General features: G+C 70.4%; 14 protein-coding genes. All 14 read right to left on the reverse strand.

What is annotated here, in order from left to right:
• Nucleotides 1-8: 8 nt before the first annotated feature.
• Nucleotides 9-626: a hypothetical protein gene (locus tag Adu01nite_RS36420; protein ID WP_203733843.1), complete on the reverse strand. Its 618-nt coding sequence runs from the start codon at nucleotides 624-626 to the stop codon at nucleotides 9-11.
• Complete coding sequence (locus Adu01nite_RS36425; RefSeq protein WP_203733844.1) at nucleotides 619-1,590, reverse strand: DUF916 domain-containing protein; 972 nt, start codon at nucleotides 1,588-1,590, stop codon at nucleotides 619-621. Before Adu01nite_RS36425 ends, Adu01nite_RS36420 begins: the two co-directional genes overlap by 8 nt.
• Before the next feature lie 61 nt (nucleotides 1,591-1,651).
• On the reverse strand, nucleotides 1,652-3,226 hold the full coding sequence (locus tag Adu01nite_RS36430; RefSeq protein WP_203733845.1) for an Ig-like domain repeat protein: 1,575 nt from the start codon (nucleotides 3,224-3,226) through the stop codon (nucleotides 1,652-1,654).
• A gap of 18 nt (nucleotides 3,227-3,244) precedes the next feature.
• Nucleotides 3,245-4,225 carry a hypothetical protein gene (locus tag Adu01nite_RS36435; RefSeq protein ID WP_203733846.1) on the reverse strand — a complete coding sequence of 327 codons (981 nt, stop codon included), beginning with the start codon at nucleotides 4,223-4,225 and terminating at the stop codon, nucleotides 3,245-3,247.
• 123 nt (nucleotides 4,226-4,348) lie between these two features.
• Complete coding sequence (locus tag Adu01nite_RS36440; protein WP_203733847.1) at nucleotides 4,349-6,733, reverse strand: hypothetical protein; 2,385 nt, start codon at nucleotides 6,731-6,733, stop codon at nucleotides 4,349-4,351.
• Nucleotides 6,730-8,352, reverse strand: a complete 1,623-nt coding sequence (gene pstS / locus Adu01nite_RS36445; protein WP_239132962.1) for a phosphate ABC transporter substrate-binding protein PstS — start codon at nucleotides 8,350-8,352, stop codon at nucleotides 6,730-6,732. Before pstS ends, Adu01nite_RS36440 begins: the two co-directional genes overlap by 4 nt.
• On the reverse strand, nucleotides 8,345-9,556 hold the full coding sequence (pstA, locus tag Adu01nite_RS36450) for a phosphate ABC transporter permease PstA (RefSeq protein WP_239132963.1): 1,212 nt from the start codon (nucleotides 9,554-9,556) through the stop codon (nucleotides 8,345-8,347). The genes pstS and pstA overlap by 8 nt, the downstream gene beginning before the upstream one ends.
• The gene (pstC, locus tag Adu01nite_RS36455) at nucleotides 9,556-10,551 is read right to left on the reverse strand and encodes a phosphate ABC transporter permease subunit PstC (protein WP_203733848.1); all 996 of its coding nucleotides are present in this window, start codon (nucleotides 10,549-10,551) and stop codon (nucleotides 9,556-9,558) included. The genes pstA and pstC overlap by 1 nt, the downstream gene beginning before the upstream one ends.
• A 131-nt stretch (nucleotides 10,552-10,682) precedes the next feature.
• The gene (locus Adu01nite_RS36460; protein WP_203733849.1) at nucleotides 10,683-11,009 is read right to left on the reverse strand and encodes a hypothetical protein; all 327 of its coding nucleotides are present in this window, start codon (nucleotides 11,007-11,009) and stop codon (nucleotides 10,683-10,685) included.
• 177 nt (nucleotides 11,010-11,186) lie between these two features.
• Nucleotides 11,187-13,043 (reverse strand): primary-amine oxidase, encoded by a 1,857-nt coding sequence (locus Adu01nite_RS36465; RefSeq protein WP_203733850.1) that lies wholly within the window; start codon nucleotides 13,041-13,043, stop codon nucleotides 11,187-11,189.
• Between the two features lie 85 nt (nucleotides 13,044-13,128).
• Nucleotides 13,129-14,337, reverse strand: a complete 1,209-nt coding sequence (locus Adu01nite_RS36470) for an ABC transporter permease (RefSeq protein WP_203733851.1) — start codon at nucleotides 14,335-14,337, stop codon at nucleotides 13,129-13,131.
• The gene (locus tag Adu01nite_RS36475; RefSeq protein WP_203733852.1) at nucleotides 14,318-14,995 is read right to left on the reverse strand and encodes an ABC transporter ATP-binding protein; all 678 of its coding nucleotides are present in this window, start codon (nucleotides 14,993-14,995) and stop codon (nucleotides 14,318-14,320) included. Before Adu01nite_RS36475 ends, Adu01nite_RS36470 begins: the two co-directional genes overlap by 20 nt.
• Nucleotides 14,992-16,041 (reverse strand): efflux RND transporter periplasmic adaptor subunit, encoded by a 1,050-nt coding sequence (locus Adu01nite_RS36480; protein ID WP_203733853.1) that lies wholly within the window; start codon nucleotides 16,039-16,041, stop codon nucleotides 14,992-14,994. The genes Adu01nite_RS36475 and Adu01nite_RS36480 overlap by 4 nt, the downstream gene beginning before the upstream one ends.
• Entirely contained in the window at nucleotides 16,041-16,535 is a 495-nt protein-coding gene (locus Adu01nite_RS36485) for a hypothetical protein (protein WP_203733854.1), read from the reverse strand. The genes Adu01nite_RS36480 and Adu01nite_RS36485 overlap by 1 nt, the downstream gene beginning before the upstream one ends.
• Between the last annotated feature and the right edge of the window lie 18 nt (nucleotides 16,536-16,553).

Genomic DNA, 16,553 nt, shown 5'->3' on the forward strand with positions numbered 1-16,553 from the left:
TTTCCTCCTTAAGGTCGGGTGGTGGCGGAGCGGCGCCCGAGGCGCCGCCCGGTCTCGAAGGCGAGCAGGATCGCGGCAACGGCGCCGGCGATCCAGCCGACCGGAAGGCTGTTCTTGCTGGTCGTAGCGGCTGGCGCGGCGTCCACCACGGCCGTCGTCTCGACCGGAGTCGGCGCCGCTTCGGAGGCCGGCGCGGCTTCCGCTACCGGCACAGTCGGGCGCTGGGTTCCGGTGTTCCGGCCGGACGCCTGGTATTTCGTCGGCGAGGAGAACGTCAGCTTGCCGTCGAACTGGGCGTAGCGGGTGCCGGTGAACGAGTCCACGCAGTACACCGAGACGTCGTAGCGGCCCTGCAGCGTGGTGCCGTTGTCGGCGGCGAAGTCCTTCATCGTCTGCGCGAAGAAGACGTTGAAGCCCTCGGTCCGCGACATCCCGGCGGCCGTCGGCGCGGTCACGACCTGGCCGTCCTTCGGAAAGCCGTGCCCGGTGGCGATCGCGTAGTAGGCGTCGGCGGTCGACGGGCAACCGGCCGACGTCTGCACCACGATCGCGGCGGTGTCGATGCTGGTCGACGGGAAGAACGTAAGGGTGCCGCTCGCCATCAGAGCGGCCAGCGCGCTAAGCACTGGCGCGCCCGCGGCGGCGCAGCCGGCGGACGCCGAAAACGCCACCGACCAGCAGCACCAGGCCAACGAGGATGGCCAGCAGGGTCCACGAGACAGCCCAGAAGCCGTGATCGCGGGTGGTCGAGTAGAGCGGCAGCTTCTCGTCGCCGGCCTGGGCCATCGGGTCGGCGGCCACCGAGCCGGTCAGCCAGATCGCCGGGAGCGCGCCCTTGACCTCGGCGGTCATGTCGACCGCGTCGCCGGGCAGGATCTCCCGCACATCGGCCACACCGTCGGCGGTCGTCTTCGTACCCCACAAGGTTTTGACCGTGACCTTCTGATGGGCGCCGAGCCGGACGTTGCCGGTGTTGCGCACGCGGTAGGTCAGCGTGGTCTTCCCGGCCGATAACGGGTTGCGGCTCGGGTGGTAGTCGGCGGTCAGCCCCTCGACGGTCAGGCGCGGTTCGAGCGAGCCGCTGATCCGGAGGTAGACGCGGGCGCCGACGCGCTGGTCGACCGACACCTTGTTGCCCTTGGCGTCGGTGCCCTGCGAGGTGAGCGTGGCGACGATGCCGGCGCTGTGGTCGCCCGGCGTCGCGGTGGCCGGCACCTTCAGCGTGAACGGCAGGATGATCCGGCCGCGGGCCGGGACCGTGACGATCGGCTTCGACATGACCACCCAGGCGCCCGCGTCGGTCGGCTTCGCCCCCGCGGCGAGCAGGTCGAACCCGCCGGTGCGCGGGGTGAACGCGTCACTCGCGTACACCTTGAGGGTCAATGGTTTGGTCCCGGCGTTGGAGATCTCCACCTGGTCGTTGAAGATCCCGCCGGGCGTCGCCGCGTAGGCGAAGGTGGGCCGGTCATCCGGACCGCTCTTGCCGGTCGGCCGGACCCCGAAGGTGGCCCGTCCACCGGTGTCGGCGGCCGCGGGCGCGGCCGGGACCAGGACCAGCAAGACGCCGAGGAGTGCTGCCGCACGCCGCATGATGACCGTCCTTAGCTAAGGGTGTGCGGGGCGGGTGGCGGCCCGCCCCGCACGAGGTGGATCAGATCGCGGTGATGGTGAGGGTGGCCGTGTAGGTGCCCGCCACGGTGGTGGTCGGCGCCTGCAGGGACACGCTCGCGTTCAGGTGCGCCGTGCCCACGCCCTTGCCGGCCGCGGCCGAGGCGAGAGTGCGGCTGGACGCCAGGCCGAGACCGGCCGGGGCGGAGACGCCCGGCGCGATGGCGTTGGCCGGCTCCACCTTGGAACCGACGGCGACGTCCTGCGACGCCGAGTTGTCGATCACCTTCGGCGTCCAACCGAGGTTGGCCGCGTTGATCGAGTGGTTCTTGCCGTCGGAGAAGTCCGACACCTGACCGGCGACGTTCCAGCCGAGGTTGCCGGCGCGGAGGTCGGTGACGGTCAGCGAGTTGATCGTGCCGGCGGTGGTGAGCTTCGAGGCGTCCGACGTGAGGGCCGGGGCCGGGAGCACCACCGGGTCGCTGCTGCCGACGCTGATCGTCAGGGCACCGCTCTCGACCGTGGTGGAGATGGTCTGCGAGCCGGTACCGCCGGTGAACGGCGTGATGGCGACGGCGACCGAGTCCGACTCGCTGCCCGCGTAGGAGCCCGAGTTGGTCGGCACGAAGCGGGCGGACAGCGTGTGGCTGCCGGCCGCGAGGCTGCTGGTGGTGAACGTGGCCGCGCCGTCGGTCACCGTGACCGGCGAACCGAGGTTCTGGCCCGCGTCGACGAACTGGATCTTGCCCGGGGCACCGGTCGGCAGAACCGAGGCGCTCAGGGTGATCGGGGTGAGCTGCTGCACCGAACCGCTCGGGTTGACCACCAGCGAGGTGGTGGTCGCGGTGGCCGCCGGGCCGTTGACCACGAGCGCCGAGGCGGCCGAGGTCGAGCCGTTGATGCCGGCCGAGCTGCTGGTGAAGACGGCGGTGAGCTGGTGGGTGCCCGCGGTCAGCGCCGCGGTCGCCAGCGAGGCAATCCCGCCGCTGACGGCAACCTCGCCGCCGAGGTTGGCGTCGCCGTCCTTGAACTGGACCGTGCCGGTGGTCGTCGCCGGGGCGACGGTCGCCTTCAGGGTCACGATGTCACCGGCGTTGACCGGACCGGCCGGGGTGACGTCGAGCGAGGTGCTCGACGGCTGCGACGCGTTCGGGTCGGTGGTCTGCCACGCCGTCGCCGAGGTGAAGTAGACCGCACCCTTGAAGCTGCCCCGGGCCTCGGTGGTGAACGAGTCCAGGCAGTTCAGCGTGATGTCGTACTCGCCGGCCACGATCGTGGTGCTCAGGTCCTTGGCGGCGTCCGCGAACGTGTTGTTGAACGCGGCCGAGAAGGAGGCCTCGGTGGAGAAGTTGGCGCCGGTCGGGTTGATGATCTGGTAGCCGACCGAGAAACCGCCCGGGCCGGTGATCACGGCGTGGTAGGTGTCCGAGTCAGCCGCACAGCCGGCCGACGTGGTCACCTGCGGGGCCGACAGATCGGTGCCGGTCGACGGGGTGACGGAGAGGGTGCCGAGAGTGCCGGCACCCGGAGCGGCCTGGGCCGCGCCCGCGCCGGTCAGAATGGTCGCGGCGGTGGCAGCCGTGACGAGAGCCGCGCCCGCGATACGGGAGAGCTGCATTGTTCAGTCGCCTTCGGGTCAGTTCGGCGTACGGAGAGTGGTGTCACCACAGGACGCGTGCGGCGCGAAGCCGTAGCGCTTGATCGTGGTGGTGTTGACGCAGACCTTCGAGGTCGAGCCGACGAAGACGCTCGACACGTTGGCGTCGGTGAGCTTCGCGGTCGGGACCACGTTGTAGACGTCGCGGACCATCGTCGACGCGGTGTTCAGCACGGTCGGCGACTGGCCGTCGAGGGCGCCGAGCACGACCTTGCCGTGCACGTCGTTGACCACACCGGCGGTCTGCGACAGGTACTGGGCGATCGAGTAGGGCACGATCTGGTTGGTGGCGGTCACCAGGGTGCCGTTGTTCTCCTGCAGCGCGGTGCCGGTCGAGTCCTTCTCGGCGATGCAGGTGTGGTTGGCCAGCTGCACGAAGTCGGCCGAGTCGGTGAAGCCGAGCTGCTTGAGGAAGAACGAGCGGGTGCCCGAGCCGAACTGCGGGAGCAGCGGCTTGTAGGCGGCCACGCCACAGTTGTAGATCGAGGTCAGCTGAGCCTTGGTCAGCGTCCGGGAGAGGGTGCCGTCACCACGCACCGCGTAGGTGACCGCGTCCACCGCGAACGGGATGTAGGTCAGGTTCTTGCCGGCGTACGACGACGCGTTGTTGCTCGACGAGCGCGCGAAGTCGATGCAGTTGTTGGCCGCGTCGACCGAGGCGACCAGGGCGGTGACTCCGTTGCCGGAACCGGCGGGCCGGTTCAGCTCGCAGCCGACCTCCTTGGTCTTGATCGTCGCCGTGCCGAACGCGTCGTAGGACGCGATCTGCTTGACGTTGCTCGAGTTGAGGATGACCTGAGAGAGGCCGTTCATGACGCCCTCGGTCGTGTCGGAACCGACGCCGGCGAGGTCGCGGTAGGTGGGCGTCCCGCTCGGGTCGGCGGATGCCGGGGAGGCGGTGAACGCGAGGGCGCCCACCAGGCCGATCCCGGCCACAGCCAGGAACCGTTTGTTCAGCACTGCGGCTATCCTTTTCTGTGCGATTGCGCGCGCCGGGCTGATGCCCGGCCGCTCTTTCCGGCAGCAGTCACTGCCGGTGCTGTGGCCAGGAGTTGGCGCTCCTGGCCACAGACGTTCGGCATTTCACCGGCCCCCTCTCCGGGCCCGGCCGGCCCGCAGCAGGAAGATCGGCCCGGCGAGCGCCGCGGCCAGCCCGACGGCCAGCGCGACGATCAGGGCATAGCGCAGATTCCCGACCGGATGTCCCGGCGTCGGGTTGGTCTGGGCGACCGGCACCGGCGAGCCGTGGCCGGTCGGCGTCGCGGCCGGGACGGCCAGGCTCGGCTTGTCGCCGGTGTCCGGTGCGGCCGCGGCCGTGCTCTTGGCCGGGGCCGGCACGCCGGTCGCGCTGCCGCCGCCGACCGGGGTGGTCGTCGCGACCGCGGCCGGGGTCGGCACCTTGCCGGCGTTCTCCTGGATCTGGGTGGCGGCCCGCACGGTCAGCGCGCGCAGCGCTTCCGGCATCGGGGCGTAGCCGTAGGGCAGGGTGCCGGGGTGCACGCCCGGGGTCTGCCCGTCGGCGGCCGCGTAGCGCAGCAGGTCCGCGTAGTCCGCGCCGGCCTCGGCGGTGATCGCGGCCGGCACGGTGCCCGCGTAGACCACCGTGGTCAGCGGGTAGGCCGCCGCGTTCGTGCTGGCCGGGTTGGGTTCGAGCACGTTCGGCACGGTCTTCGACTGGGTCATCGTGGTCACCCCGGCGACCAGGCTCGCGGTGCTGGGCGCCACGAACGCGCCGGCCTTGTTGCGCAGCTGGGCCATCGGCAGGCCGTACCGGTCGGCGGTGGCCACGTCGGTGACCGCCAGGACCGCGCGCTTGCCGGGCGCCTGCGGGGCACCCTTCTTCCAGCCGATCACCGCGCCGACCGCGTCCCGGGAGGTGGCGTTGCGGACCAGGGTGTCGCCGCGGGCCGCGTACCGGGCGGTGTCGTGCATGTTGTTGGCGTACGGGTGCATGTCGAGCGTGCACCAGTCGTGGTCCTTCTGGTCGTCGGCCCGCAGCGCGATGCAGTAGAGGTCGCTCTTCGGGAAGTTGTCCTGCGGCCAGCTCTGCGACGCGTAGACCGGGTTGACCTTCATCCCCCACGGGTCGGGGCTGCCGGTCAGGAACGCCTTGGCCTCCGAGTCGGCGAGGATCCACTGCCACAGCCGGGTGGCCAGGTCGGTCTGGCCCAGCGGCACCAGCATGTCGCCGATCGGCAGGTTGAGCTGCTTGGCGAAGTCCGGGTTGAGCTGGATGAACTCCGGGTCGGAGCTGATCGTCTGCGGATTGCCCCGGATCGTGGTGCGGTTGAGGTCGGCACCGGACAGATAGGACTGGGTGAGCAGCTTGGCGACCAGGCGCGGGGTCAGTTTGAGGTCGGCGAGCCGCCGGCCCTCGCGTAACCGTTCCTCGTCGGTGGCGTCGAAGCCGGACTGCCACTCCAGGTTGAGCGCGATGGTCAGGCCGGAGACCGCCACCGGCGCGTACACCTGCGGGTTGGTGGTCGCCGCGGGCGCGGCCGGCGAGTTCACGAAGATCATGCCCGGGTCGGTGCCGGCCAGCCGGGTCCGCGCGATGTCGTCGGTGACCTGCGAATAGCCGTACACCGTGGCGCTCGTCCCGGCGCAGAGCGTGGGCTGCCAGCGCAGCATGGCCTCGGTCATCGCCTCGGCGCCGACGGTCCGCCGCTCGGCCGAGCCGATCGGGCAGGCCTTGCCGATGGTCTGGAACTTGAGCGGTACGACGATCTTGTTGGCCCAGTTCGTCGCCTCCAGCGGCGACGTGTCGAGCCAGTTGTGCGGCCGCTTGTCGCCGGTGCTGCCGTTGATCTCGGTCTCGCCGCGCGGCACGACCACCAGGTAGCAGGGCCGGGCGGTGCCGTCGGCCAGCTCCTCGCCGCAGCCCAGGCCGGGCGCCTCGGTGCCGGTCTGCACCTCGAAGAACTCCTGGCCGGTGCCGTTGGCGAGGGTCCGGCCGTAGGGGATCTCGTTGGTCGTGCTGGCGTCGAAGAACTCGCCGCCGTTGCCCGCGGTGACCGTTCCGCCGGTGACCGAGGCGAACGGCACGAACGCGTTCTCGCCGGGCGCCGGCTTGATCGGCTCGTTCGGATCGGTCCAGCCTTCACCGAAGATGCCGCCGTAGCTGACCTGCCGGGAGCCGGTCCAGGTGCCGCCGCGGGTGTCGGTGAACAGCGCGCCGTACTGGCACTGGGTGCGGTCCGGACCGGTCACCGGGTCGCCCCAGCACTGCATGATCTGCAGATAGTCGAGGTAGACGCTGGTGTCCACGGTGGGCTTGCCGCCGGTCCAGGAGACCGAGACCACCTGGTTGATCAGGTTGCTGGTCTGGCTGACCGTGACCTTGAGGTCGGCGAACTCGCCGGTGCCGGAGACGGTGGTCGCCTCGTCGGCCGCCCGGGCCGGGGCCTGGGGATAGACGATGGCGGTGAGCGCGAGAACGATCAGCGCGGCGATCCAGCGGCGGGTCATGGCCGGCCTCCACGGTTGACCATGCGGGCCACCAGCGGCGGGCCCACGGTGAGGCCGAGCAGGAGCCCGCAGGCCACCACGATCAGCACGGTCTTGAGGGTCGGGTCGAGCTGGGAGCTCAGCGAGACCGGGATGGCCGCGGCGTTGTCGGTGCCGCCGCCCCCGGTGCCGCCGACCGCCTGGCCGGTGTCCGGGTCGATGGCGGCGCCGCCCCCGGTTGTCCCGGTGCCGGTGCTCGCGGCGGCGGTCGGGGTGGACCCGGACGGGTTGGCGCCGGGCTTGGTGGTGGCCGCCGTCCCCGGGGTGTTCTTGCTGCCGCCGTTGGACGTCGGGGTGTTGGCCTTGGCGCCGCCGGTGCCGGTGGCGCACTGGGTGGTGCCGACCTTGTCGCAGGTCTGCGGGTAGGGCGCGGTCTTGGCCAGCGTGTTCGACCCGTCCTTGGAGAAGGTCGGGTTGTTGCACTTGGCGATGTTGACGTTCTGCGCGTCCACGCCCGGGATCCGGCGCACCTGGTCGAGACCGGCCTGGACCAGGTTGATCGGCAGCGGCGAGTAGCCGAGCTGGTCGGCCTGCTGCTGGCCCTCGCAGAGGAAGTAGTAGGAGAAGTCGCCGAGCGTCTTGCCCTTGGCCACCTTGAACCGGGTGTTCTCCTGGTCGACCGGGATCAGCATGTAGCTGTAGCTGGACAGCGGGTAGGTGCGCGCGTCCCCGCTGTTGTAGACCCCGGTCAGGTCCTGGGTGAGGTAGTCGCCCGAGCTCTTGTTCGTGTTGATCTTCGCGGACAGCAGGGCGACCGCCACCGAGCGCGCGGTCGGCTCGACGAAGTAGTCGCTCTTGTTGCGCAGCTTCGCGACCGGGAAGTGCAGGTTCAGGGCGTACGAGTACTCGACGTAGGTGATCGAGCCGACGCTGGAGTCCTGCGAGACGTAGCCGGAGACGCCGGTCGAGCTGGACTGCGCGGTGGTCGAGGTGCCGGGCACCAGCGGGTAGCTCGAGGTGACCCCGCACGGCGTCTTGCGGCCGGCCTTGGCGCAGTAGGCGTTCCAGATCGACGGGTACTGGTTCACCATCCACGTGGTGAACTGGGCGGTCGTGCCGGATCCGTCGGACCGGACCACCGGCACGATCTTGCGGCCCGGCAGGACCAGCCCCGGGTTGTCCGCCTTGATCGCCGGATCGTTCCAGTTGGTGATCACGTTCGTGAAGATCTTCGCGAGCGTGTCCCCGGACAGCCGCAGGTTGGTCACCCGGCTGTTGCCGATCTTCAGGTTGTACATGAACGACGTACCGCCGGCCACGATCGGCATGTAGGCGAACGGGAACTTCGGTCGCGCCTCGCTGGCCGCGCCGTCGTCCTTGCCGTACGGGATCTCGGACACGCCGAAGTCGGTGAGCCCGCTCGCGAACTGGTTCCGGCCGTTGGTCGAGCCGGTGCCGTCGTAGTTGATCCGCATGCCGTACTGCTCGACGTTGGACGCCCACTGCCGGATCGCGTTCTCGCTCCAGGTGGAGCCCGCGCCGTTGATCGGCACATAGGCGGCCGCCATCGCCGGAGTCTGGCCCGCGAAGAACAGGACAAGTACCGCCGCCACCGCAAGGAGGGCGCGCCTCTTACTCACTTGTGTTCACTCCTTGTTGCGCGAATTGCTGGGCGAGGCGCTGCTGCTGCCGGGTGAATCGGGCCACGTCACGGGCCGACATCCGGGCCCGCCGTCGCGCCTGCCGCTTGGACAGGTCCTGCGGGCCTCGGCCACCGATCAGCCGGGCCACGATGAACAGCAGCAGCACCAGGCCGAGCAGCAGCGCCGCGGTGCCGAAGCCGCGCGCCACCACGTTCGGCTGCGGCGACTTGATCAGCGTGAAGGTGGCCAGCGGCAGCGACACCTGCGGACCGTGGAACGGGTCGGGGTTCAGGGCCGCCGAGTAGCCGGCGGTCAGCAGCACCGGTGACGTCTCGCCGATGCCGCGGGCGGTGGCCAGGATGACCGCGGTGGCGAGACCGGGTCGCGCGGTGGGCAGCACCACCGTGCGTACGGTCCGCCAGCGGCTCGCCCCCAGCGCCAGCGACGCCTCCTTGAGGTGACCGGGGACCAGCCGCAGCACCACGTCGGAGGCGCGAATCATGATCGGCAGCATCATCACGCTGATCGCGAGCGAGGCCGCGAAGCCGGACTTCTCGAAGCCGAGGATCAGCAGCACGGTGGCGTAGATGAACAGGCCGGCCACGATCGACGGCAGCGCGGTCATCGCCTCGACGATCGTCCGCACGAAGCGGGTGAAGCCGCCGCGCAGCTCGGAGAGGAACAGCGCGCAGAGCAGTCCGAGCGGGACGGTGATGACCAGCGCCAACCCGATCTGCTCGAGGGTGCCGACCACCGCGTGCAGGCCGCCGCCGACGGTGAGCGGTTCGAGCGGCCCGGCCTTGGTCAGGTCCTGCGTGAAGAAATTCGGGTGGATCAGCGCCCGATAGCCCTTGAGCAGCGTGAACACCACGACGAAGACGAGCGCCATGATCAGTAGGGCGGCGATCCCGTGCACCGCGGCGCCGACGATCCGGTCCCGCACCGCCGGGCCGTCGCCGTCCAGCCAGACCAGCGCGGCATAGAGCGCCAGGAACATCACGAACGAGACCACGACGAAGCCGAGTACGCCGGAGAAGGGCGCGATCCAGTAGAAGATCAGCGCCGTGATGCTGATCGCCGCGGCCATCGCACCCAGCGCGACCAGGACGTCGTCGCCGGAGATGGTGGCGGTGTCCCGGCGGGTCTCGGCAACGTCGGGCTCGGGCTGCGCGCCCGGGACACGGTGGGGGACGACGGTCATCACGCCTCGCTCTCGGCGCCGGAACGGCTGCGGGCCACGATCGAGCCGGCCGCGAAGTTGACCACCAGGGTCAGCAGGAACAGAGCGACACCGGCCGCCATCAGCGCGGACAGCGCCATCGGGCCGGACTCGCCGTAGCGCAGGGCGATCAGGGCGGACACCGAGTTGGCGCCGTTCTGCAGCACGTGCGGCTGGATCACGAAGACCGGCGAGATGATCAGGTAGACGGCGATGGTCTCGCCGAGGGCCCGGCCGAGCCCGAGCATGGTGCCGCCGATCATGCCGCCCTTGCCGAACGGCAGGACGACCGAGCGGATCATGCCCCAGCGGGTCGCGCCGAGTGCGTACGCTCCCTCGCGCTCGCCGATCGGGGCCTGGGAGAACGCCTCCCGCATGATCGAGCAGATCACCGGCGCCACCATCAGCGCGACCACCAGGCCGGCGATGAAGGTCGACGAGGTGTAGACGGTCTCGGTGGCGAGCGGGTCGCGCGGGTCGGAGCCGGTCACCTTGAAGAGCGGGAACCAGGCGAAGTAGGTGGACAGCCAGCGGGCCAGGCCGATCATGTGGGCCTGCAGGAAGGCGAAGCCCCACAGGCCGTAGACGACGCTGGGCACGGCCGCCATCAGGTCGATCATGTTGATCAAAATCCGCCGGACCCGGCCCGGGGCGTACTCGGAGACATAGAGCGCCATGCCGGTGGCCAGCGGAACCGCGATGCTGATCGCCACGCTCGCGATCAGGATCGTGCCGGTGAGCACGGCCGCGATGCCGAAGCGGCCCGAGTCCGGCTCCCACTCCTCGGTGGTCAGGAACGACCAGCCGGCCACCCGCAGCGCGCTGACCGCCTTGGTGAACAGGAACGTGCCGACCATCGCCATCAGCACCAGCACGGCCGCGCCGGCCAGTCGCAACACGACCCGGAAGACCCGGTCCGGCCCGCCGGACGGCCGGAGCCGGCGTCGCCGCTCCGGCGTCGCCACAGCGCTCGTCATACGTTCCCCGCCCCTGGTGACTCTCGAGTAACTCTGTGCGGGCTCAGCGAAACGAGGCTGGTTGGACTCCAGGCCGGGCTTCGGTGAACGACGGACGAATGTGAAAAATGTTTTCCAGCGGGAACGGGCAATCAGCGACGGGACTGATCCATCCCGGCCAACTCGGCATCCGGGATGAGTTCGACCACGATCGAGGCAGCCTGTTCGGCCTGGATGCGCCGCTGATAGTCACGGCTGGAGAGAGCGACCACGTCGTCGCCGGCGGCGATCCGCCAGCTCCACGACGAGGGGCTCGCGCGGTGAATGGACACGCGCAGGTCGTCGATGTTCTTCTGCAGCCAGCGCACGGCGTCGCGGCAGGTCTCGGCATCGACGTAGGTGGCCGGGGCCCGGCCGAGGTCGCGGTTGTTGGTGGCCAGCAGGCGCCAGCTCAGCCGGCCGTCCGACCGGTGTCGCATGATCCGAAATCGCGCAGCAGCCACCGGACCGGCTCTTTCCTCAGCGGGATGCGCGAGGGGATATCCGATCTTGGTGAGCGGCCGCGCGCCAAGAGATTGAAGCCTCTCAGTACACGGCCGACACACAGCGCGTGAACGGCAGGCCCTGTAGAGACGAAAGGCCCGCACGCCGTTCGATCAGTGGCAGTGCTTGGCGGTCGACTTCGGGACGTCCAGCGCGGGGTTGCGGTCGAAGAAGCCGTACGGCTTGAGGGTGAAACCGGCGTAGTCGACCGGCATGATCGGCCAGTCCTCCGGCCGCGGGAAGTGGGTCAGGCCGAACGTGTGCCACACGACGATGTCCTCGCCGTCGATCGGCCGGTCGGCCGCCGTCCAGGCCGGCAGCCCGTCCCCGGCGTGGCTCTGGTTGACCAGGTCACCGGCCGGGTAGCGCTCGTCCGGCGAATACTTCGTGACCCACAGATGCTTGGTCGCGAAGGTCGCCCGGGCATGGATCGACGACGACTCGTCGGCCAGCAGCACCGGCAGCCCGGCCGGGTGCAGCGCGTAGCCGACCGGCCGGCCGAGCCGGTTGGTGACCTCCGGGTTGACGATGTGCCAGACCCGCCCGGCCGCCGGGTCGGCGAGCCGCTGCGCCGCCGACTCGGTCGCGAGCCGGGTGCTGCGCCGGCCGAACGCGTTGCCGTACGGGTTGTCCGGTCCGACCGGCACCCGCACCGCGTCCACCTCGTCGACCGCGTTGTTCACGCCGTCCACGGTCATGTCCAGGCGCGCCGAGAACAGGTGCTGGTGGAAGGGCGCGCCGAGACCGGGCGCGATCTCGGTGGCGTACGGGTATCCCTCGCCCGGGTAGGCCGAGGTGAACACCACGCCGGTCGCCTTGGACTCCAGCTGGATCGTGCCGTCCAGGTAGAGATACCAGTAGAAGCCGTAGTCGTAGTTGCCGATCGTGACGAAGAACGAGATCACCAGGCGTCGCTGGCGGCGGGTCTCGGCCATCTCGTTGAAGAGGTCGGTGTGCTTCCACAGCACCCCGTAGTCCTCCTCGTGCATGCAGATCGCGTTGTTGATCGACCGCGGCGCGCCCTGCTCGTCGGCCAGCGTCGCGTCGAAGTAGTGGATCTCGCCGAGGCAGTCGCAGCCGAGTTCGAGCGAGTTGGTGTAGCGGGCGAACAGGTACTCGCCGGTGTCGAAGTAGTTCTGCCAGAAGCGGGCCGGCGACGGGTCGGCGTACGGGACCACCATCTCGGCGATCGAGGCGCGGTAGACGATCGGCCGGCCGTCGAACGAGATCTGGTTGAGGATCAGCCCCTCGCGCATGTCGAAGCCGATCCGGAACTGCCACTTCTCCCAGGTCACCACGTCGTCCTCGACGGCGAAGCTGGGCCCGTCCGGCTGGGTGATCTCGATCGTCTTCAGGGTGTCCCGGGCCGGCACGTCCCACTCGGCCTTCTCCCGCGGAATCGGGAAGACCTGGTGGTCGTAGACGGCGTGCGCGGTGCGCTCGGTCAGGTTCACATAGGCGACCAGACCATCGATCGGGTACGCCCAGACCAGCTCGGCCGGGTCGGGCTGATGGAAGGCGAGCACCCGGATCATCCGCTTGCCGGCTTCGTCCTCGTAGTCGAAGTGACCGGCCGACAGCGGGCAGGCCCGCACCTCCTCGACCGGCAGGCCGCGCTTGGCCAGGGCGGCCAGCCACTCCGCCGACTCGGCCAGGATCTCCTCGATGACCATGAACTCTTCGTCGAGGATCGGCATCTGGCCGCCGATCGTCGCGTCCGCCTCGGTGATCGAGGCGATCGCGCCGGCCGTGAGGTCGACGAGGCAGTCCCGGCCGAGGCCGGTGGCCCGGTCGAGCAGCAGCACCCGCACCTGGCGCGGCACCGCCTCGCCGGCCAGCACCGGCCGTTTGTCCGGCTCGGCCAGCCCGACATACGCGAAGCGCGTGCTCTCGGTCAGCACGCCGGACAGCAGTTCCCGGGCCTTATCGATCTCCGCGGCGGTCAACCGGGCGAGGGGGTGAGTACTCATTTTCGCGGCTACCTCCAGTGTGGGCAGTGAGCCGCGTCAACCTACCTCCCCGATTGCTGCGCCTGGAAGATCCGGCCGGGCCACCTCAGATCGTGCGTAAGGCCTCCGTCGGGGACAGGCGTGCGGCGCGCAACGCCGGGACCAGCCCGGCGATGGCGCCGATCAGCACGGCCGCCGCGATGCCGCCGGCCCAGGCCTCCACCGGCACCACCACCTGCCAGCCCTTGTTCCGGGCGTAGACCACGGTCGCGATCATTCCGGCGGCCACCCCGGCCGTGCCGCCGAGCACGGTCAGCAGCACCGCCTCGGCCAGGAACTGGCCACGGATCTGCCGCCGGGTGGCGCCGAGCGCGCGACGCAGGCCGATCTCCGAGCGCCGCTCCAGCACCGAAATGATCATGATGTTGGCTACCCCGACCGCGCCGACGATCAGCGCCACCACGCCCAGCCCGAGGAACAGGCTGTCGAAGGCGCCCTCGGCCGCGGCCCGCGCGGTGAGCGCGTCGGACGGCTGGCTGATGTCGACCTCGTTCGGTGATTCCGGGTTGGCGGTCTGCGCCAGCACCGCCTGCACCTGCGTCACCTGATCGGTGGCGGCCCGCACGTAGAGCTTGCTCGGCGGCCCGTCGACCGCCCGGCCCTGCGCGATCGCCACGTGGTCGAGGTAACGATGCGCGGCCGGATAGCCGACCAGCACACTGGTATCCAGGGCCGACGCCAGCTTGGCCGGCGCGAGGATCCCGGCGACGTAGAACCACTGGCCGCCCAGCCAGACTCGCTGCCCCGGGGTGACCCGGTCGAAGCCGAGCCGCTTGGCGGCGGTCGCGCCGAGCACCGCCACCGGCTGGGTCGCCGTGGCCTCGTTCAGCCAGCGGCCCTTCGCCATCCCGGTCGCCACCACCGACAGCAGGTTGAGGCTGGCCGCCCGCACCTGGATAGCGTTGGTGCTCACCGCCGGGATGAGCGGGGTCCGGTAGACGTTGGCTCCGGCGATATCGCCGGTGTGCGCCACCGACTCGACCGCGGCGAGGTTGCCGACCCGGGCGGGCGCTTCGAGGGGCAGCTGCGCGTCGCTGCCGCCGAACGACTGGCCGCTGCTCGCGGTGAGCAGGTTGGTGCCGAGCCGGTCGATCTCGGCGAGCAGCCCGGCCTGCGACGACGAGGAGAGCCCGAGCACGGCCACGATCGCCGCCACTCCGATCGCGATGCCGAGCGCGCTCAGCGTGGCCCGCAGTTTGCGCGCCCGCACCCCGGCGCTCGCGACCCGGGCCTGGTCAGAGAACCGCAACCGCATGGCTGTCCCCCACAATCTTCCCGTCGAGAACCTGCACCTGACGCGGCATCCGAGCCGCCAGATCGTGGTCGTGGGTGATCACCAGAATGGTCGCGCCGGCCGCGTGGAGTTCATGCAGCAGCGTGACGATGGTGGCGCCGGTGGCCGAGTCGAGGTTGCCGGTCGGCTCGTCGGCCAGCACGATCGCCGGTTTCCCGACCAGCGCGCGGGCGATCGCCACCCGCTGCCGCTCGCCGCCGGACATCGTCGACGGGCGGAAGTTCGCCCGATGGGCCAGGCCGACCTGCTCCAGGGCCTCGGCGGCCCGGAGCCGGCGGCGGCGAACGGGCACCCCGGCGTAGAGCATGCCGTCGGCCACGTTCTCCAGCGCGGTCGTGTGCGCGGACAGGAAGAACTGCTGGAAGACGAAGCCGATGTCGCGGGACCGCACGTCGGCGAGCTTCTCGTCGCTCAGCCCGGCCACGTCGACGCCGCGGATCCGCACCGCCCCCTCGCTCGGCCGTTCGAGCGTGCCCATGACGTGCAGCAACGTCGACTTCCCGGAACCGGACGGGCCGACGATCGCGACCAGCTCGCCCTCGTCGACCTGCAGGTCGATGCCGCGCAACACCGGCACGTCGCCGTAGGTCTTGGTGACACCGGCCAACTCGAGAATCATGCCGACGGCACCACCACTCGGTCGCCGGCCGTCAGATCGCCGGTGACCTGCACCAGCCCGGCCGAGTCGTCGAAGAGGCCGAGCTTGACCAGCACGGTCTCCCGGCCGCCGTCGGCCCGGATGCGCTCGACCGCGAACCCGCCGCCGCCCGCGCCGACCAGCGCGGTGACCGGCACGATCAGCGCGCCCTTCACCCCGGCCGTGGTGATCTGCACCCGGACCGGCGCGGCGTCGAGCTTCCCGGCCTCGGCCGGCTTGTCCAGCACCAGATAGACCGGGATGGTCGTGCTGCCGTCCTTGCCCTCGACCGCCACCGCGCCGATCCGGCTCACCCGGCCGGCCACGACCCGGTTGTCCGGCAGCGTGATCTGCGCCTTGTTGCCCACCTTGACCTGGGCCTGCTGGGACGCGTTGAGCTGCACGGTCACCTCACGCCGGGTGGTGACCGCCGAGCCGAACGGGCTGCCCGCGACGGCCCGGGTGCCGAGCTGCGCGCTCACCGCGGCGATCCGCACCGGTCCGGGCAGCACGACCGCGTCGCCGACGTGGAGCACACCGGTGTCGGCTCCCCGATCGTCCTGCAGGTCGGCCAGCCCGTCGGCGGTCTCGGCGGTGAACTCGTCGCCGTCGTCGGCGTCGTAGCCGAGGGCGCGCAGGTTCTTGTTGAGCATCGCGACGTCCCAGCCCTCGCGGCCCTGGTAGAGATCGCGATAGAGCGGGCGGCTGCCGCAGAGCAGCAGAACCGGCTCGTCGTCGATCCAGTAGAGGATCTTGCCGCAGTCGGCGACCTGGCCGGCCGAGGGCAGCTTCGTGTAGGTGCCGGTCGCCTGGTTGACGATCGGATAGTCGCCGCCGTCGGCCTGTCCGGCGTACGCGAGGGTGCCGTTCTGGGTTATCTGTCCGGACAGCGTGCCCTGCTTGACCGGCACCACCGCGACCTCGGCCGCGGGCGTCGGGGTCTCGCCGGCCGCCGAGCGCGGCCAGAAGAACCAGCCGCCCACGCCGAGGAGAGCGACCCCGACGAGAGCCGTGATCCAGCGCAGCATCAGCCCGCACCGCCCGGCATCCCGCCCGGCGCCAGGTCACGGCACTTGGTCTGGGCATCCTTGAAAGCCTGCGACTCCGGGTCGATCCCGTTCTCCGCCCCGATCAGCATCCGCCCGTCGGTCTGCGGATCCGGCATGTCGGGCACCCCGTTCTGCCGCATGCAGGCCACCCATTTGAGGATCCGTTCCTGCTGCTCGGGGTTCTGACCGGCGGTGCCGATACCGGCCGGAGCGAGGTCCTTGCAGGCCTCCTGCGCCTTCTTGAAGCCCTCGCTCGCCATGTCGAGGTCGGAGCCCTTCTCGACCTTGAGCTGGATCCGCCCGTTGACCGGGTCGGGGAAGCTGGGCACGCCGTTCTCCCGCATGCACTGCGAGTACTTCACGGCTTTGGTGGCCGCGTCGTCCGTACCGGAGCCTTCGTCCTTCTTGTCCCCTCCGCCGCAGCCGGCGAGCAGGCCCACGGCGAGCAGTGCGACGAATACGTGTTTTCTCATGGCGATGAGTTCTACGGA

This window comes from Paractinoplanes durhamensis (assembly GCF_016862175.1).
GTDB lineage: Bacteria > Actinomycetota > Actinomycetes > Mycobacteriales > Micromonosporaceae > Actinoplanes > Actinoplanes durhamensis.